This is a genomic window from Maricaulis maris (genome assembly GCF_003634045.1).
Classification (GTDB): Bacteria; Pseudomonadota; Alphaproteobacteria; order Caulobacterales; family Maricaulaceae; genus Maricaulis; species Maricaulis maris.
The window spans coordinates 351,107-367,895 of the sequence record NZ_RBIM01000004.1 but is presented as its reverse complement, the minus strand read 5'-3'; the positions used below and the strand labels follow the sequence as shown (position 1 = coordinate 367,895).

Here is a 16,789-nt window from a genome sequence, read left to right as displayed (position 1 = left end):
AATCAGGCCGGTTCGGTATCGGCGAAGAGGCGCGCCACCACGGTGTGGGGCAGCAACACAACCCAACCGGCCTGGGCCCGCGTCGTGCCGGCGCGGCGCTCGGCCGTCTCTCCCCAGCCCCAGAAAAAATCGCCGCGCAACGGGCCGTTGATGGCACCGCCGGAATCCTGGGAAATGACAAGGCCGGTCCAGTTTTCCAATTCCGGCAAGTCGGCGCTCAGCCACACCGGGACACCATGCGCCATGACCCGCGTATCGACCGCGATCGAGGCCATCGGCGTCAAGGCGACACCGGAGGCACCGCGCGGGCCCAGTGACGGGTCGTCCAGTCGCTCGCTGGCAAAGAAGACATAGCGCGGATTGACGCCGAACAATTCGGCAGTCGCTTCCGGACCGCGGGCGCTGAGCCAAGCTTCAATGCCCTGTTTCGAGGCGGCATGCGCCTCAAGCTCGCCGCGCTGCACCAGTTCGCGTCCGATCGAACGGTAGGGCAGGCCGTTATGGGCGGCAAAGGCCGCGCGCTCCTCATGACCGTCGGCGAAGACCAAACGGCCCGAACCCTGGATCTGCAGAAAGAAAACATCGACCGGCCGACCCCAGGCAAACACCTCACCGGCATCGCTGGTCTCGATCTCGGCCCGGTCCTTGTAGAGAACGAGTTCGCCATCCTCGACTTCACCGACAATTCGGCGTCCGGCGAGGCTTTCGTCAAACCGGCCGAGATCGACTGTCACCAGATCATCGGGACGGCGCCGCAAGGGCTGGGTGAACGCGCCCTGCCGGCTGCGCCGTACATCAACATAGGGTTCATAATAGCCGGTCAGGAGCCCCTGTTCGCGGACGTCGCCGGTCTCGGCATCGCGGGACAGAAGCCGAACAGGCGTGAAGACGGCTTCCAGGCTGGCTCGCGCCGACGCGGCACCCGGTTGGGTCATCGCGGCGGCAGCACACGCTCCGCGCCAGTCTTCGACCCGACCGGCCCAGGGCGCTTGCGGATTGAGCCAATCCCCGTCGGCGCGGCGGCCCAAACGGTCACAACTGCGACGAAAAGCCTGCAAGGCCGGCTCGAGATCGCGCGCGGTCCACCCGGCCAGCCCGTCCCAGAGAACGGGTTGGAAATCGAGTGTTTCCGGCCGCTCAACGACCGGGGTCTCCGGTTCCGGCTGGGGCTCGGGTTGCGGCGGGCCAGGCTGACAGGACGCCAGCAACAGCGCAGCACCGATCAGAACCGGGCAATCAAACCGCCGCGACACGGGTCAATACCCAGTTCGGATTGCCGGTGTCGGTGCGACGCTCGAACATCCAGTCCTCAGTCACTGTCGACAACCGGCTCAGATCACCTTGCACCACCACGCCCTCATGATCGCGGGTTTCAGTGGCGATCTCGGCCACGAAACGAACCTTGATGCGGGCAACATGATCAGCATGACCGGCTTCGGTAATGTCGGCCGCCTTGATGCGCTCGATCTCGGTTTTCACCGTTTCACCGCGATCGGCTCGTTGGTCGATAGCAGCGGTGTAGCGATCCAGCACGCTGGTTGCGAGCAGGGGTTCAAGCGCCTTGCTGTCACCGGCCGCAAAAGCCTGGACAATCATCGTGTAGGCATTTCGCGCGCCGTCGAGGAAAGCGTCCGGGTCAAACCGGGTGTCGACCGCCGCAATGGCTTCCAGGCCAGCCGCAGCCGGACCCTCGAAAGCCGGGCGCAAACTGGTGGTCCTGGCCGCGTCCGACGGGTTCGCCGCTTTGCCTTGGGATGCAGGCGCCTCCATATGGCCCTCCCGCCGCCCGAGCACCGTATACAGGCGATAGGCAAAGAAGATTGCGGCGACCGCGCCAATAAGAGTCCAGATATCCATGCGGACAATTATACCTTTTCGAAGCTGAATGATCGTGACCCTCGGGGTCGCCGACCGGTTCTTGTTCAAGATATAGGCTCAATTTGGACTTTCGTCAGCCTCCGTGCTGTGGTCTTGCCAGCTTGCCGCAGCCCGGCCCGCATGCTAACGGGCGCGCTCTCACCAGACCCGGCCGATATGGCCAGCCGTTTACAGACCCATTCGGGGAGTTCCATGACCGACGCACCCACCACGCCCGCCGACAACGCTGCGGCCCAAGCGCCCCAGCTGCGCGTTCTCGCCCAATACGTGAAGGACCTGTCCTTCGAGAACCCCGGCGCGCCGGACACGCTGCGTCCCGGTCAACAGACCCCGGCAATTGATCTGGGCATTGACGTCCAGGCCCGTACCGCCGGCGACGACACTTATGAAGTCGTACTGACGATCAACGCCAAGGCGACACGCGAAGACACGGTCGTCTTCATCGCCGAGCTCTCCTATGCCGGTCTCTTCCAGATGGCCAATGTTGGCGATAGCGAGCGCGAACCTTTCCTGCTGATCGAGTGCCCGCGCCTGATCTTCCCCTTCGCGCGCCGCGTCCTGGGTGATGTCACGCGCGACGGTAATTTCCCGCCGCTGATGCTGGATCCGGTCGATTTCGCCGGCCTCTACCGCGCCCAGCTGGCCAAGCGCGCTGCCGCCGTTCCGGGCCCGGACAGCAATGGCAATGGCGATCCGGCCGCTGCCAACTAACTGAACCTACTGAAGCGTCAGTTTTTTCCAGAGCGCGTTTTCGCCCATTTCGTCGATAAAGGCGGCATGGGCGGCGCGCTCTGATTCTGTCTGGCGGGAAGCCAGTGCCGCAGCTCGCGCCGGTCGAGCCGGAAACATCACCTTGCCGTCACCGCCAGCCCCTTGTCCCGACAGGTCAAGCGCCCGCGTACGGCCGCCCATCAGTTCGAGATAGACTTCCGCCAACAGGAAGGAGTCGATCAGAGCGCCGTGCTTGTCACGGGTGTCGAGCGAGATGTCGAAGCGTTTGCAGAGCGCGTCCAGCGACACATAAGAGCCGGGAAATTTCGCCCGCGCGATCCGGGCCGTGTCCTTGAAGCGATTGTCCGGATAGATGTCCATGCCCAGGCGGGCCAGTTCCATATTGATGAAACCGCGATCGAAGGGCGCATTGTGGGCGACCAGGGTCGCATCGCCGACAAAGGCAACAAACTCCGGCCCGACTTCGTCAAACAAGGGTTTGTCGGCGAGAAATTCGGTCGTCAGGCCAGTGATGTCGACCACTTCCTTGGGAACGGAACGCTGGGGGTTCACATAGGCGTGGAAGGTCTTGCCGGTCGGGATGTAGTCGATGATCTCGACACAGCCAAGTTCGGTGATCCGGTCGCCATTATTGGGGTCAAGGCCCGTGGTCTCGGTATCGAAGACTATTTCACGCATCTCGTCCGCCCTCGTTCTACGTGTCGGCCGCCCGCCGTTTCAGTGCCGTGATGATGGTCGCGACCTGGCGCCGCGCATCCTCGATGCCACCGGATGTTTCCACGACGTGATCGGCACGTTCCAGCTTGACCGAATCAGCCAGCTGCCGGGCGATAATGGCGTCCAGCTTGGCCGCCGTCATGCCGGGTCGCTGCAAGACCCGGGCGCGGCGCACATCATCCGGGGCATGCACGACAATCACCACGTCGACATGCTTGTCGCCACCGGTTTCAAACAAGAGCGGCACGTCGAAAACCAGGATATTGTGTCCAGCCGCCGCCTGTTCCGCCACAAAGGCCTCGCGTGCCTCGTTGACGAGTGGATGGACAATACCCTCCAGAACCTCGAAGCCGGCAGGGTCGGCATTCAGAGCCTCGGCCAAGCGCCGACGATCAATCGCGCCATCGATGACCACGCCCGGAAAGGCTTGGCCGACCGCATCGACCGCCGCTCCACCTCGCGCGTAAAGGGCATGAACTGCGGCATCAGAGTCGAATACCGGTATGCCAGCCTCGCGCAGGATCTGCGCCGTGGCCGATTTTCCCATGCCAATCGACCCTGTCAGCCCGACCCGCAACATCATTTGGCCTCAAGCCGACGCACCAGGCGATCACGGAGATCGGGAATGTGGGGGGCGGGTCGGCCGTAAAAAGCCTGAAAGCTCGGTCGGGCCTGGCCGATCAGCATGTCCAGCCCGTCGATCGCGGTCAGACCCCGTTGACGGGCACCGGCCAGAAATCCCGTGTTCAAAGGTGTGTAGACCGAATCAAACACAACACTACCCGGTGCCACCCGCTGCCAGTCGAGCACAAGGTCTTCGGTGCCGTTCAAACCCAAAGAGGTCGCATTGACGATCAGATTGCTGCCGGCCAACGCATCATCGCGGGCATCCCACGGAATAATACCGGCATCAGGCGCAATCTCCCGCGCCAAGCCCTGGGCGCGCGTGGTATTGCGATTACAGATCGACACTTGCGCGACCCCGACTGTCAGGAGTGCATAGACCAAGGCTCGCGCCGCACCGCCGGCGCCGAACACCAGCGCCTGGGTCTTTGTATAATCGAGATTGGCCGGTTCAAGAGCATAGAGAAACCCGGAAATGTCAGTATTGTCAGCATGGATGCCGGACGCGGTGAATGTCAGCAGGTTGGCCGCCCCGACCGCTCGCGCCGTGGAGGACGTTGCTGCCGCAATTTCCAGGGCTGCTTCCTTGTGCGGCAGGGTCACATTGAGACCGCGACAACCGGTTTTGGCGAGACCGCGAACCGCACTGTCGAAATCTTCCGGTTTGATCGGAAATGGTGCGTAAAGCGCATCAATCCCGGCCGCCTCGATCCAGTACTGCATCACCACGGGTGACAGGGAGTGGGAGATCGGGTCACCGGTGACACCGGCAAGTCGGGCCGCACCGGTAGGGGTCATGTGACGAGCGCTCCGTGTTGGCGCAGTGCCGCGATCAGCGGCAAAAGAGGCAAGCCGAGAATGGCGTAATAGTCACCATCGACGCTTTCAAACAATTGCGCGCCCAAACCTTCATAGGCGTAGGCTCCGACACTGGCCGTCAACGCGCTCCCTGCTTGTTGAAGATAGTTCTCCAGGAAGTCATTCGAGAAATCGCGGACACGGATGGTCGATGTCTGTTGCAGGGACCACACCGTCTTGCCGTTTTTCAACATGGCGAGACCGGAATGCAATTGATGCAGGCGGCCCCGCATTTTTTCCAGACGGGCGCGCGCCAGACTTGCATCCGGTAATTTGTCGAGTAATTCGCCATCCAGCTCCATTGTCTGGTCGGCACCCAGGACCAGGGCATCCGGATAAGCCCGTGATACCGGATCCGCCTTTGCACCAGCGAGACACAGCGCCATGTCACGCGGATCAAGATCCGTCCGCTCGGCCTTGATCACACTCTCATCAACATCCGCTTTGATAACTTCGAAGGGGATGTGGGCCTGTGTGAGTATTTGGGCGCGTATCTGGCTGCCGGAGGCCAGGATGAACCGGGTCATACGGTGAGATTCCGTTTTTCCATGAGAAGGTTGATGATTTTTGCCGCTGTTTCCTCGATCGAACGGCGGGTGACATCAATGGTCGGCCATTTGTGTTTAGCGTAAAGACGCTTGGCGAACAGGATTTCCTCCCGCACCGCAAAATCATCGATGTAATTCGTGTCGCGGTCCTCATTGAGGCTGAGCAGGCGGTTTCGCCGGATCTGCACGATCCGCTCCGGCGACGCCGTCAAGCCGACAACCAGCGGATTGCGAAGATTGAAGATCGCCGGCGGCAAGGGCACATCCTTGACCAGCGGGATATTGGCCGCCCGAAACCCGCGGTGGGCCAAATAGACACTAGTCGGGGTTTTCGAGGTCCGGCTGACGCCGAGCAACACGATATCGGCGCCTTCAAAATCATCCCCCTGGCCATCATCATGCGCCATGGCGTAATTCAGCGCGTCGATCCGGCGATAGTAATCAGCATCCAGTGATCGTTGGGCACCGGCACGACTGGCGACCGGCCGACCGAGATAAGCGCTCAGTGTTGCCAGCATCGGATCAAGAATGGCGATCGCCGGCACACCCAGTTCAACACAGCGGGTTTCCAGTTCTCGGCGCAGATCGGCATTGACGATCGTGTACATCACCACGCCCGGATAGGCGGCGACTTCATCCAGCACTCGATCAAGCTGTTTCGATGAGCGCACCAGCGCATAGAGATGTTCGAGCGGACTGGTTCCTTCAAACTGGGCAACCGAGGCCCGCATGACCTCCATCAGGGTCTCACCGGTCGAGTCCGAGACCATGTGGATGTGAAAGCAGGTATCAAAAGGAGAATTCGTGGGAGGCATGAGGCCGGGTACCGGGCTAGCGTTTACCAATTGTTAATAAGTTGGGCTGTTTTCCCCAACTCAGCAATCGGCTCCTGAGACATGTGAGTAGTACCCGGTCTTACCACGAACAACCCACAACACTGTCCACATGCCGCAGCTATGTGGAAATGCCTGTGGATGAACTTTCAGGCCATGCTTGCCAAAGAACCTGTTTTCCACTGTCATTCCACATAAATCATGCGCGATAACTGGCTGAGACAAAAGACTGATTTTCTTTTTGCCGCTCTCGCTTGGCTAGCCAATGTGGAAGAAAATTTTGAGGTCATACTAACCCGGGCAGCGGGCAAAACCCGGATCATCCACGTCATTCACGCCCCCACAAACCTCAACAATCCTTTTAATATTATTAGAGAGATGAAGGGGACAGATTGATCCGTCGATAAGACATGCCTAAGCAGGGCGGATGAATGACACGATCAAAAAACCCATGCTTCAGGTGCTTGCCGGTGAAACCGTCGCACCACCGCCTGTCTGGCTGATGCGACAGGCTGGCCGTTATCTCGCCGAGTATCGCGAGGTTCGTTCCCGAGCGAAGAACTTCATCGATTTCTGTTTTTCTCCCGATCTGGCCGCCGAAGTGACATTGCAGCCAATCCGGCGTTTTGGCTTTGATGCGTCCATCCTGTTTGCCGATATCCTGCTGGTGCCGATCGCGCTGGGTCGCAAGGTCTGGTTCGTGACCGGTGAAGGTCCGCAGCTTGAACCCTTCGACCCCAGGCTGTTCGAGCAATTGCGAACCGATCAGACCGAGGCCGTGCTGGCGCCGGTGGGTGAAACGCTCAAGCGCGTGGTGCCGCAATTGCCGGAGACCACAACAATGATCGGTTTTGCCGGTTCGCCTTGGACGGTGGCGACCTACATGATCGAGGGTGGTGGATCGAAGGACCGGTTCCGGGCCCGGGTCGCGGCATGGGAACATCCCGAAGCATTCGATGCGATGATGGACCGGATCGCCGATGTCACGGCGGAATATCTGGTGATGCAGGCCCGGTGTGGTGCCGAAGTCCTCAAACTGTTCGATAGCTGGGCGGAGGGTTTGCCCCAGCCCCTGTTCGAACGGGTGATCATCCGCCCGACCAAGCGGATCATCGAAGCGGTGCGCGCTGCTGGTGTTGATGTACCGATCATCGGTTTTCCGCGCGGCGCCGGTACGCTGTATCCGCGATATGCCCGGGAGACCGGTGTAACGGCGATCGCTGTTGACACTTCGGTTGACCCGGCCTGGATACAGTCGGTTCTGCCGGCCGGCATGGCGGTGCAGGGGCATCTGGACCCGGCCGCGCTGAGAGCTGGAGGGCGAGCGCTCGACAGTGAGATTGACCGGTTGCTGGATAGTTGGGCCGGGCGGCCCCATATCTTCAATCTGGGACATGGCATTACTCCGGATGTGCCGGTAAGCCATGTCGAGCAGTTATTGGCGCGGATCCGGTCCCGTGGCTGATTTCGGGGAGTTGGCAGTGAGCGACGGGCGCAAGAAACTCGCGATTATCCTGTTCAATCTGGGCGGTCCGGATGGACCGGATGCTGTGCGGCCGTTTTTGCGGAACCTGTTTCGTGATCCGGCAATCATTCAGGCTCCGGGCTTGATCCGCGAGGCGCTGGCCCTGTTCATTTCAACCGTTCGGGCCAAGGAAGCCAAAGCCAATTATGCCAAGATGGGCGGTGGATCACCGCTTTTGCCCGAGACGATCCGGCAGGCCAATGCCTTGGCCGATCACCTGTCACCGCAATGGCCGGATCATGACATCCGGATCTGGCCGGCGATGCGCTATTGGCACCCGTTCACCCATGATGTTGCGGCCGAAGTGAAGGCCTGGCAGCCGGATGACACAGTGCTTTTGCCGCTCTATCCGCAATTTTCAACGACGACGACGGGGTCATCGCTGAAGGCGTGGCGCGATGCAGGTGGTCCGGAAACGCATGCGATTTGTTGTTATCCGACCGAATCCGCTTTTCTCGATGCCCATGCAGCACTGATCCGGAAAACCTGGGAGAAGGCCGGCAGGCCGGAGAATGTGCGCTTGTTGTTCTCGGCTCATGGTTTGCCGAAAAAAATCATTGATGCCGGTGATCCCTATCAATGGCAGGTCGAACAGACCGTTGCGGCGGTTCGCCAGCAATTGCCGGAATTTCCGGATGTCGAGACCTGTTATCAAAGTCGGGTGGGGCCATTGGAGTGGATCGGGCCATCGACCGATGAGGCCATTCGCAAGGCGGCAGCTGATGGCAAATCCATCCTGTTATCGCCAATCGCCTTTGTGTCGGAACATATTGAAACGCTTGTTGAGCTGGACGAGGAATATGCAAAAATAGCTGAAGAATTGGGGATCTCGAGCTATGTCCGCGTGCCGGCGCTGGGCAGTGATCCGATTTTCATCGAGGCCTTGGCCAATCTTGTTGGTGAGGCTTTGCAAGGTGGGTCGGGCCTGCGTCCGGAAGGGCATGAGCGGATTTGTCCGGCTGACTGCAGCGGATGCCCGTGCCAATCTGCGGCGTGATATCAGATAATGGATTTGGGCATGTTGTTGGCAGCATACGATTGGTTGCGGGCTTTCCACATCCTGGCGGTGATTGCCTGGATGGCGGGGCTTCTCTATTTGCCGCGGCTCTATGTCTATCATTGCGACGCGACGTCGGGCGGTGAGCTTGATGAAACGCTGAAGCTGCAGGAACAACGCCTGCTCAAAATCATCATGAACCCCGCCATGATTGTCACCTGGCTGTTCGGCTTGGCGCTGGTCTGGGCGAATATGGAGCGGGCAGGTGGCTGGTCAATTTTTCTGGATTGGGCCTGGATCGCCAAATTCCTGCTGATTATTGCCATGACCGGCCTGCATCATGTTTTTGCCGCGCGGTTCAAACACTTCCAGGCGGGGACCAATGATTGGCCGGGCAAGCGCTATCGCATGCTCAATGAATTGCCTTTCGTGGGCGCGATCGGGATTGTATTGGTGGCTGTAGTTGCCCTGAACTAGCCAGCTGTGTTGCGCTGGCGCTTGACGATGGGCAACCTGCATGGCAAGGGTTTCCAAGCTCCTTTCTCAGGATCCTTTCTTTCGTGACGTGAGACGCGTGGAACACAGCGCGCCCGTCTGCTCCTCAATTCTCGGGTTACCTCCGCAATGGCGGCGCCCGGCTTGCTTGATCGCGTAAGGCCTTGTTCGGCCACGCTCTTGTGCTTGAGCTGATAGTATCATCATGACCGACGAAAATACCGTACCCGTCCCCGCCCTGCTTGAAGGTCTGGAGCGCATGACGCTGCAGGGTCTCAAGGAGAAAAAGCCGACAGAATTGCTTGAATTTGCCGAGGCGCTCGAAATCGAGAACGCTTCCTCATTGCGCAAACAGGGCATGATGTTCGCCATTCTCAAGGCCTTGGCCGAGCGCGATGTCGAGATTCATGGCGGGGGTGTTCTGGAAGTCTTGCAGGATGGTTTCGGTTTCCTGCGCTCGCCGGAGTCCAATTATCTGGCCGGACCCGATGATATCTATGTTTCGCCGACCCAGATCCGTAAATTCGGCCTGCGGACCGGTGATACGGTTGAGGGTGAAATCCGCAGCCCGCGTGACGGTGAACGCTATTTCGCACTGCTCAAGGTCTCGACGATCAATTTCCAGGACCCGGAATCAGCGCGTCACAAAGTCCATTTTGACAATCTGACTCCGCTTTATCCCGAAAGCCGCTTCAACATGGAGCTGGCCGATCCGACGGTGAAGGATCGTTCCGGTCGGGTCATCGATATTGTCTCGCCGCTCGGCAAGGGCCAGCGCGGACTGATCGTGGCACCGCCCCGGACCGGCAAGACGGTCCTGTTGCAGAACATTGCCCACGCCATCGAGAGCAATCACCCGGATTGTTATCTGATGGTGCTCTTGATTGATGAACGTCCGGAAGAAGTGACCGACATGCAGCGGACCGTGAAGGGTGAGGTGATTTCCTCGACCTTCGATGAACCGGCCACGCGCCACGTTCAGGTTGCTGAAATGGTTATTGAAAAGGCCAAACGACTGGTCGAGCACGGCCGCGATGTGGTGATCTTGCTCGACTCGATTACGCGACTTGGTCGGGCCTACAACACGGTTGTTCCGTCCTCGGGCAAGGTGTTGACCGGTGGTGTTGATGCCAATGCGTTGCAGCGCCCGAAACGTTTCTTCGGTGCCGCCCGGAATATTGAGCATGGCGGATCGCTGACCATTATCGCCACAGCGCTGATCGATACCGGTTCGCGGATGGATGAAGTCATCTTCGAAGAGTTCAAGGGTACGGGTAACTCGGAAGTCGTGCTTGATCGCAAGGTGGCTGACAAACGCGTCTTCCCGGCCATCGACATCCTCAAATCCGGTACCCGGAAAGAGGAACTCCTGGTGGATCGTGGCCAGCTTCAGAAAATGTATGTGCTGCGCCGCATCCTTAACCCGATGGGTGCCCAGGATGCGATCGAGTTCCTGCTCGACAAGCTGCGTCAGACCAAGACCAATGACGAGTTCTTCGACTCGATGAACACGTAAGGCTGAGCAAATGTTAGGGGATCAGGATGCTGGCCCCTGTCGTTCGTCGGCTTTCAAGGTCTTCATGGGCCCGCACGGCTTCGTCCAAGCCATATCGCTGGTTGATGGTGATGTTCAGCGCACCGCGTGCAACAGCATCAAAAACGTCTGCTGTATTGGCGGCAAGGGCATCATCGCTGGCAACATAATGTCCCAGTGATGGCCGGGTGACATAGAGCGAGCCTTTCTGCGTCAATATTCCCAGATCAACGCCCGTGACCGGTCCTGACGCATTGCCGAAGGTTGCGAGCAAGCCACGCGGTTGCAGGCAGTCCAGGGATATTTCGAAAGTCGCCTTGCCAACCCCGTCATAGACGACCGGGACACCTTTACCGCCCGTGATCTCGCGCACGCGGGCAACAATATCCTCGCGTGTTGAATTGATCATGTGGGTCGCCCCCATCGACAGGGCGAGGGCACATTTTTCATCGGTACTGGCGGTGCCGATCAGGGTGACATCGAGATCGCGCGCCCACTGGCACATCAACAGGCCCACCCCACCGGCGGCGGCATGATAGAGGATCGTGTCACCGGGTTGGACCGGATAGGTCTCCTTGAGCAAATACCGCGCTGTCATACCCTTGAGCATGATCGCGGCGGCGGACTCGAAATCGACGCCTGGCGGGAGTTTGGCAACGCGATTGGCGGCGACCAGGTTAAGGGTGGCGTAGGCGCCAATCGGACCATTGCCGTAAGCGACCCTGTCACCGGGTGCAAAACCGTCGGTATCCGCTCCGACCGCTTCAACGATGCCGGCTGCCTCCAGTCCGATACCGCTGGGCAGCGGAACGGGATAGAGGCCGGACCGGTGATAAGTATCGATATAGTTCACGCCGATTGCCGCATGGCGGATGAGGAGCTGACCGGGGCCGGGTGTCGCCGGATTGGTGTTGACCAGCTTCATGACCGCAGGACTGCCAGTCTCGTGGATGCGGATTGAGTGGCTCATTGTGTGATCCTGTATGAATGGCGCGACTGTCTGCTGCCTATGTGGGGCGGGGCTGTCGTCTTGCTAGGGCGCACAGGTGGCAATCTGGTCCTTCAGCTGCGCGGATCCGCCCAGTGCGGCAACAGCAGCATCCACATTATCGATGGAAAGAAGTTCAATGCCGGCGGCTCGGGCTTCCAGATATGGATCGGCGCTGCCGTCTTCCCGGCGGAACAGGCCAGCGGAGCTTTCCAGTCCCTGCCCTGCCAGGGCGGCGTCGGCACTGGCGTCGATCGCACCGGTTCCCAGCCAGATATAGCTTGTCTCGAGATTGACGCCGGCGGCAGCGAGAGCGGCGAGTTCATTCGGAACCGACAGCACAAGGCCCGGATCGAGGGCATGCAAGGCCGCTGCATCGTCCACGGTGTAGGCGATGATGGCGACCAGATCACGGGCGTCGTGATCATGGATGAATGACACAATCTCGGTGGCATCGACGGATTTCAGGTCGAGATTGAGAATGACACCATTGACGCGCGCGATATTGACGGCGTCGGCGAGGGTGGGAATGCGCTCTTCGGTCAGTTGCCCGTCATTGTCACGCAATTGAAAGCCGGAAAGCTCCGACCAGTCTTGGCCTTCCGCATCGCCCTGGCCGGTGGTGGTGCGATCGAGTGTGTCGTCATGCAGCAGGAAGAGCGTGCCATCGACCGAGCGGCGGACGTCGACTTCGGCATAAAGCACGCCGAGGTCGGCCAGACGTTGTAGACTGGACAGGGCGTTTTCCGGATACCCAGCCGCCGGTCCACCGCGGTGCGCGGCGAGCATGGCATGGCCGTTTTCGCGAAAACAGGTGAGGGCCAAGGCTGGCGCTGCTGGAGCCGCGATCGTTGCGGCCAGCTGGCTTTCGCAAGCTGTGACCACGGCCAGGCCGGCAAACAGGCTGGCGATCAGGGGTGCGCGCATACGGAGCTCCTTTGCGAGGCATTGGCGACTGGTGATCGCGGGATCTTCGATCCGGGCGCGGGACTGTATCGTCGGCATGCGTGGTTTGCGATGGCCAGCGCAGGTATATTTGGCTTCAATGTCGCCACAACGACAAGAACAAGATTTCAAGATCAGAAACGGGGAGAATTTCCATGGTCGATAAATCCGGACTCCGTCTTTTCCACGCCCCGCGGACCCGCTCGGTTCGCGTCCGCTGGTTGGTCGAGGAAATGGGCCTGCCCTACGAATTGGAGCAGGTAGCTTTCGCCCAACGCCCGGCGGGTGACGAGGCCTATGCCGCGATCCACCCCCTGCGCAAAGTGCCGGCCCTGGAAGACAAGGGCCGTGTCATGTTCGAGTCGGTCGCGATCCTGCAATACCTGATGGGGCGCTATGGTCCGACCGAGCTGGAGGTGACGCCGGACGAGGCCGATTACGACCTTTATCTGCAATGGCTGCATTTCGGGGAGAGCGGCATGCTCATGCCGGTTACGCTTTTGCTGGCGCATACAGCGCTATTGCCGGAGAAGGCGCGAAATCCGGTGATTGCCCGTTCGGCCAAGTCCGATACGGTCAAGGTGTTGGCGATGCTGGCTGATCATGGTCTGGCGGGGCGTGATTATCTTGCCGCCAACCGCTTCACCGCTGCCGATATTTCCGTGGGTTATATGCTTTTCCTGCTGAAAATCATCAAACAGCTCGAGGACGCACCGGAAGCCGTGACGGCTTATTTTGCGCGCCTGACGGCCCGTCCGGGCTGGAGTGTGGCGAGCGCTGTTGATGCGGTACCGGCCTGACGCCGGGATTTGGTTTTCACGCGATGACGCGTTGGTCGAGCTGGTCACGGACCTCGTTGCGATAACGGTCGGAGACCGGCAATTGTGTTCCGTTGGTCAGTTCGACAATACGGAAGCTTTCGCCGCGTGAGCGCGCAATGCTGATACAGGCCGGATTGACCAGGTGGGAGCGGTGGATGCGTACAAAGCCGGCATCGGTCAGGGCATGCTCAAGCTGGGCCATCGTGGTCCGGTGGAGGACATCCCGATCGGCGAGGTGTAGCGCGATGTAATTGCCCTGCGCGGTGGCGCCGAGGATATCACGAACGGGCACATATTCGACCCGGCCGCTGGACTTGACCGCCAGCGAGCCGAACTCTGGTGAGCGATACGCTCGCGGATCGATCGTCGGGCGCATTTGCCGGCCGAGCAGGAAGGTCACAACGTAAAAAACGATATCCCAGAGAAAGGCCTGCAGGCCGAAATCAATCAGGGTCTGGACCGGGCTGCGATCGGTCCCGATTGAAAAGGCAATCGCGGCGTAGGCGGCGACGGCGGTCATTGAAATGACGCCAGCGGTCAAGGCGGATGTGAGCGTTTCCCTGGGCCGGGAGTTGGCGTGGCGCGCCCCGAGTTTGAATACGAGCGGGAACAGGATGAGCCATGGTGCCATGCCGCGCGTCCAGCCGAGCAGGACTGGCAGGTAGGGTGCACCGGGATTGTTGCGAACAATGTCGACCCAGCTGGCGGCGGAGAAGACCAACAGGCAGACGAGCCATGCCGCTGTGGTCATGGCGAGGAAGGGCGGGCGGATTGGGAAGCCGGCGAAGCGGACTTCCCTGAGGTCATCGACGAGGGCCAAGGCTATATTCCGGTTTTCGTTGGTGCGCGAGTGTCGGCACGGCCCAGCATTGTGACGCAAGATGGACGATCACGGTAATCACGCCCGCGTGACGATGAGGGTCAACGCAGGATTTCGCGGAGAAATTGCAGCGTCAGCCCGTTGGCCCGGCCAGCGCTTTTTTCGGAATAATGCCTGCCGCCGGGACGGGCGAAGGCGTGGTCTTCGTCGGGATAGTCTTCCAGGCGGATCATCGGATGATCGTCGAAGGCGGCGTGGATGTCGGCCTGGGCCTGCGGGGACACGAACTGATCTTTGCCGGCGATATGCAGAAGCAGGGGGCGATCGAGCGCGTCGGCCTCGCCGAGCCGGGCTTCTATCCCGACGCCATAATAACCGACCGTGGCGTCGCTGTCGGTGCGGCAAGCGGTCAGATAGGCGAGCATGCCGCCGAGACAATAACCCATGGCGCCTGCCTTGCCGGTGCACGCCTCATCGGCTCGCAGATGCGCCAGCGCCGCGGCGACATCGCGCATGCCGGTGTCGAGGTCGAATTCGCCATAGAGCTGGAAGGCGCGTTTCAGATCCGCATCAACATGATCGTCGAGTTCGATGCCGGGCTCGGCACGCCAGAACAGATCGGGGCAAAGCGCGACAAAGCCGGCTTCAGCGAGACCGTCGCAGATTTGCCGCATGCCCTCATTGACCCCGAAAACCTCCTGCAGGACAAGCACGCCGGGTCCCGTGCCGGAGGCGGGCACGGCACGGTAAGCGGAAAAGGCTCCATCAGCTGTGTTGATGGAGATATATTGACCTGTCATGGGGGGCTCCTGTTGAGTAGTCTTCGAACAGTTCAAGCGAGGCCGGAATGAAGGTCAAGATCGACATTGATTGCACGCCCGAGGAGGCCCGGACTTTTCTGGGTCTTCCCGATGTTTCCCGGATCAATGAGGCGATGGTGGATGAGGTCGTGCGGCGGACCGAGGCCAATCTGGAATCGATGGAGCCGGAGGCTCTGATGCGTCAATGGTCCGCTGTAGGTGGGCAAATGACCAATCAATTCATGGACATGATGCGCCAGGCAGGCGGTGTTCCCGGCGGTGGCAAGGACCGATAGCCCGTTGAATACAACAGTTTACGCCCTTGCGACGCCGGCTGGACGCTCCGGAGTGGCGGTTATCCGTCTGTCCGGGGTCGGCGCTGGCGGCATGCTCGATGCGATCGCGGGCCTGCCACGTCCGGCGCCGCGGCAGGCGGTCTTGCGCGGGCTTCGCAATGCGTCCGGTGTCCTGATGGATCGCGGCCTGGTGGTCTGGTTTCCGGGACCGGGCAGCTTCACCGGTGAGGACAGTGCCGAGTTTCACGTGCATGGCGGTCCTGCGGTGATCGAGGCGGTTCTGGAGGCGCTGGATGAGGCCGGTGGCATGCCGGCAGAGGCCGGGGAGTTCACCCGTCGAGCATTCGAGAATGAGAAGATCGATCTCACCGAGGCGGAAGGCCTGGCCGATCTCATCGAGGCCGAAACCGAGGGTCAGCGGGTCCAGGCGCTGTCGCAGATGTCTGGCGCGCTGCGTCAGTTGTATGATGGTTGGCGCGAGCGGTTGATCACGGCGATGGCCTCTATCGAGGGGGAGATTGATTTCCCGGATGAAGCGGATGTCCCGGACGCTTTGTCGCACGCCGCACACGCGCCCTTGTCCGAGCTGATCGCCTCGATGTTTGCCCATCTCGATGATGGCCGGCGCGGCGAGCGGGTGAGGACCGGCTTTTCGATTGCGTTGATTGGGGCGCCCAATGCCGGCAAATCGAGCCTACTGAACCGGTTGGCGCGGCGAGACGCGGCTATCGTTACGGACATCCCGGGCACCACGCGGGATATTGTCGAGGTTCAGCTCACGCTCGCGGGTTTCCCGGTGGTGATCTCTGATACAGCCGGGCTGCGCGAGGCGGTCGATGCGATCGAGGCTGAGGGCGTGCGGCGGGCATTGGATCGCGCTGAACATGCCGATCTGCGGATCGGTGTGGCCGATGCCCGTTCCGATGACGAGTTGAAGGACCTTCAAGGCCGTCTCGTGGACGGCGATCTACTCGTTCTCAACAAGCTCGACCTGGCGCCCCGGTCAGGACGCGACGGTGCCTATCGGCTCAGCGCGAAGTCGGGTGAGGGTGTCGGGAAGTTGGAGGCGCGGATTGAGGCGATTGTGCGAGAGCGGTTGTCGGCGCGGGAGATGCCGGCGCTGAGCCGGGCGCGTCATCGACGCTCGGTGGAGGCCGCGTTGGAGGCCCTGGTCCGGTGTCGCGACAACCTCGCCGATGCGCCGGAACTCGCTGGCGAGGATGCACGCCTTGCAGTTCGGGCGCTGGGGAGTCTGACGGGCCGGGTGGACGTTGAAGACATTCTCGACCGAGTCTTCTCGCAATTCTGTATCGGCAAATAGGCCAAGATTAAGCTTGTTGGGTGTTTCACGTGAAACATCGACCTGCTCGCCTCGACT

At 60.6% G+C, this 16,789-nt stretch carries 19 protein-coding genes; 8 read left to right on the top strand and 11 right to left on the bottom strand.

Annotation, left to right across the window (positions count from 1 at the left end; genetic code table 11):
* Positions 1-2: 2 nt before the first annotated feature.
* On the bottom strand, positions 3-1,253 hold the full coding sequence (mltA, locus tag C7435_RS10345; protein ID WP_233350742.1) for a murein transglycosylase A: 1,251 nt from the start codon (positions 1,251-1,253) through the stop codon (positions 3-5).
* Positions 1,237-1,857 carry a Tim44/TimA family putative adaptor protein gene (locus C7435_RS10340; protein WP_075190196.1) on the bottom strand — a complete coding sequence of 207 codons (621 nt, stop codon included), beginning with the start codon at positions 1,855-1,857 and terminating at the stop codon, positions 1,237-1,239. The genes mltA and C7435_RS10340 overlap by 17 nt, the downstream gene beginning before the upstream one ends.
* A gap of 213 nt (positions 1,858-2,070) precedes the next feature.
* Here C7435_RS10340 and secB point away from each other — a divergent pair, with 213 nt between their 5' ends.
* Positions 2,071-2,589 carry a protein-export chaperone SecB gene (gene secB, locus C7435_RS10335; protein ID WP_075190195.1) on the top strand — a complete coding sequence of 173 codons (519 nt, stop codon included), beginning with the start codon at positions 2,071-2,073 and terminating at the stop codon, positions 2,587-2,589.
* Between the two features lie 6 nt (positions 2,590-2,595).
* Here secB and dnaQ read toward each other — a convergent pair whose 3' ends face one another.
* Genes dnaQ through C7435_RS10310 form a run of 5 tightly spaced genes read right to left on the bottom strand, consistent with a single transcriptional unit; the run spans position 2,596 to position 6,172 of the window.
* Positions 2,596-3,288 carry a DNA polymerase III subunit epsilon gene (dnaQ, locus tag C7435_RS10330; RefSeq protein WP_121211307.1) on the bottom strand — a complete coding sequence of 231 codons (693 nt, stop codon included), beginning with the start codon at positions 3,286-3,288 and terminating at the stop codon, positions 2,596-2,598.
* A gap of 16 nt (positions 3,289-3,304) precedes the next feature.
* Positions 3,305-3,907 (bottom strand): dephospho-CoA kinase, encoded by a 603-nt coding sequence (coaE, locus tag C7435_RS10325; protein ID WP_075190303.1) that lies wholly within the window; start codon positions 3,905-3,907, stop codon positions 3,305-3,307.
* Positions 3,907-4,749, bottom strand: coding sequence for a shikimate dehydrogenase (gene aroE / locus C7435_RS10320; RefSeq protein ID WP_121211305.1), 843 nt, complete (start codon positions 4,747-4,749; stop codon positions 3,907-3,909). The genes coaE and aroE overlap by 1 nt, the downstream gene beginning before the upstream one ends.
* Entirely contained in the window at positions 4,746-5,336 is a 591-nt protein-coding gene (locus C7435_RS10315; protein WP_121211304.1) for a Maf family protein, read from the bottom strand. Before C7435_RS10315 ends, aroE begins: the two co-directional genes overlap by 4 nt.
* Positions 5,333-6,172: a pyruvate, water dikinase regulatory protein gene (locus tag C7435_RS10310; RefSeq protein WP_075190191.1), complete on the bottom strand. Its 840-nt coding sequence runs from the start codon at positions 6,170-6,172 to the stop codon at positions 5,333-5,335. Before C7435_RS10310 ends, C7435_RS10315 begins: the two co-directional genes overlap by 4 nt.
* Positions 6,173-6,617: 445 nt before the next feature.
* Here C7435_RS10310 and hemE point away from each other — a divergent pair, with 445 nt between their 5' ends.
* From hemE to rho, 4 genes are all read left to right on the top strand, one after another.
* Positions 6,618-7,655, top strand: a complete 1,038-nt coding sequence (hemE, locus tag C7435_RS10300; protein WP_121211302.1) for a uroporphyrinogen decarboxylase — start codon at positions 6,618-6,620, stop codon at positions 7,653-7,655.
* A gap of 16 nt (positions 7,656-7,671) precedes the next feature.
* On the top strand, positions 7,672-8,712 hold the full coding sequence (gene hemH, locus C7435_RS10295) for a ferrochelatase (protein ID WP_407658357.1): 1,041 nt from the start codon (positions 7,672-7,674) through the stop codon (positions 8,710-8,712).
* A gap of 21 nt (positions 8,713-8,733) precedes the next feature.
* Complete coding sequence (locus C7435_RS10290) at positions 8,734-9,189, top strand: CopD family protein (RefSeq protein WP_121211434.1); 456 nt, start codon at positions 8,734-8,736, stop codon at positions 9,187-9,189.
* A gap of 223 nt (positions 9,190-9,412) precedes the next feature.
* Positions 9,413-10,723 carry a transcription termination factor Rho gene (gene rho, locus C7435_RS10285; protein WP_075190187.1) on the top strand — a complete coding sequence of 437 codons (1,311 nt, stop codon included), beginning with the start codon at positions 9,413-9,415 and terminating at the stop codon, positions 10,721-10,723.
* 13 nt (positions 10,724-10,736) lie between these two features.
* On the opposite strand, the gene C7435_RS10280 is transcribed toward rho, so the two are convergent.
* Together C7435_RS10280 and C7435_RS10275 are read right to left on the bottom strand one after the other, a co-directional pair.
* Complete coding sequence (locus C7435_RS10280; protein ID WP_121211299.1) at positions 10,737-11,711, bottom strand: quinone oxidoreductase family protein; 975 nt, start codon at positions 11,709-11,711, stop codon at positions 10,737-10,739.
* Positions 11,712-11,774: 63 nt separating this feature from the next.
* Complete coding sequence (locus tag C7435_RS10275) at positions 11,775-12,656, bottom strand: glycerophosphodiester phosphodiesterase family protein (RefSeq protein WP_170150428.1); 882 nt, start codon at positions 12,654-12,656, stop codon at positions 11,775-11,777.
* Between the two features lie 173 nt (positions 12,657-12,829).
* Between C7435_RS10275 and C7435_RS10270 the strand changes: the two genes are divergently transcribed.
* Positions 12,830-13,474: a glutathione S-transferase family protein gene (locus C7435_RS10270; RefSeq protein ID WP_121211296.1), complete on the top strand. Its 645-nt coding sequence runs from the start codon at positions 12,830-12,832 to the stop codon at positions 13,472-13,474.
* A 16-nt stretch (positions 13,475-13,490) separates the two neighbouring features.
* On the opposite strand, the gene C7435_RS10265 is transcribed toward C7435_RS10270, so the two are convergent.
* On the bottom strand, positions 13,491-14,315 hold the full coding sequence (locus C7435_RS10265; protein WP_147422677.1) for a LytTR family DNA-binding domain-containing protein: 825 nt from the start codon (positions 14,313-14,315) through the stop codon (positions 13,491-13,493).
* Between the two features lie 101 nt (positions 14,316-14,416).
* Positions 14,417-15,115, bottom strand: a complete 699-nt coding sequence (locus C7435_RS10260; RefSeq protein ID WP_075190182.1) for a dienelactone hydrolase family protein — start codon at positions 15,113-15,115, stop codon at positions 14,417-14,419.
* A gap of 47 nt (positions 15,116-15,162) precedes the next feature.
* Between C7435_RS10260 and C7435_RS10255 the strand changes: the two genes are divergently transcribed.
* Positions 15,163-15,411, top strand: coding sequence for a DUF6489 family protein (locus C7435_RS10255; RefSeq protein ID WP_075190181.1), 249 nt, complete (start codon positions 15,163-15,165; stop codon positions 15,409-15,411).
* A gap of 4 nt (positions 15,412-15,415) precedes the next feature.
* Positions 15,416-16,732: a tRNA uridine-5-carboxymethylaminomethyl(34) synthesis GTPase MnmE gene (gene mnmE, locus C7435_RS10250; protein WP_121211293.1), complete on the top strand. Its 1,317-nt coding sequence runs from the start codon at positions 15,416-15,418 to the stop codon at positions 16,730-16,732.
* Positions 16,733-16,789: the final 57 nt, after the last annotated feature.

Excerpts from the sequence above, each read along its gene's own strand:
- C7435_RS10340 (WP_075190196.1), bottom strand. The coding sequence starts at position 1,857 with ATGGATATCTGGACTCTTATTGGCGCGGTCGCCGCAATCTTCTTTGCC.
- secB (WP_075190195.1), top strand. The coding sequence starts at position 2,071 with ATGACCGACGCACCCACCACGCCCGCCGACAACGCTGCGGCCCAAGCG.
- dnaQ (WP_121211307.1), bottom strand. The coding sequence starts at position 3,288 with ATGCGTGAAATAGTCTTCGATACCGAGACCACGGGCCTTGACCCCAAT.
- coaE (WP_075190303.1), bottom strand. The coding sequence starts at position 3,907 with ATGTTGCGGGTCGGGCTGACAGGGTCGATTGGCATGGGAAAATCGGCC.
- aroE (WP_121211305.1), bottom strand. The coding sequence starts at position 4,749 with ATGACCCCTACCGGTGCGGCCCGACTTGCCGGTGTCACCGGTGACCCG.
- C7435_RS10315 (WP_121211304.1), bottom strand. The coding sequence starts at position 5,336 with ATGACCCGGTTCATCCTGGCCTCCGGCAGCCAGATACGCGCCCAAATA.
- C7435_RS10310 (WP_075190191.1), bottom strand. The coding sequence starts at position 6,172 with ATGCCTCCCACGAATTCTCCTTTTGATACCTGCTTTCACATCCACATG.
- hemE (WP_121211302.1), top strand. The coding sequence starts at position 6,618 with ATGAATGACACGATCAAAAAACCCATGCTTCAGGTGCTTGCCGGTGAA.
- C7435_RS10290 (WP_121211434.1), top strand. The coding sequence starts at position 8,734 with ATGTTGTTGGCAGCATACGATTGGTTGCGGGCTTTCCACATCCTGGCG.
- rho (WP_075190187.1), top strand. The coding sequence starts at position 9,413 with ATGACCGACGAAAATACCGTACCCGTCCCCGCCCTGCTTGAAGGTCTG.
- C7435_RS10280 (WP_121211299.1), bottom strand. The coding sequence starts at position 11,711 with ATGAGCCACTCAATCCGCATCCACGAGACTGGCAGTCCTGCGGTCATG.
- C7435_RS10275 (WP_170150428.1), bottom strand. The coding sequence starts at position 12,656 with ATGCGCGCACCCCTGATCGCCAGCCTGTTTGCCGGCCTGGCCGTGGTC.
- C7435_RS10270 (WP_121211296.1), top strand. The coding sequence starts at position 12,830 with ATGGTCGATAAATCCGGACTCCGTCTTTTCCACGCCCCGCGGACCCGC.
- C7435_RS10260 (WP_075190182.1), bottom strand. The coding sequence starts at position 15,115 with ATGACAGGTCAATATATCTCCATCAACACAGCTGATGGAGCCTTTTCC.
- C7435_RS10255 (WP_075190181.1), top strand. The coding sequence starts at position 15,163 with ATGAAGGTCAAGATCGACATTGATTGCACGCCCGAGGAGGCCCGGACT.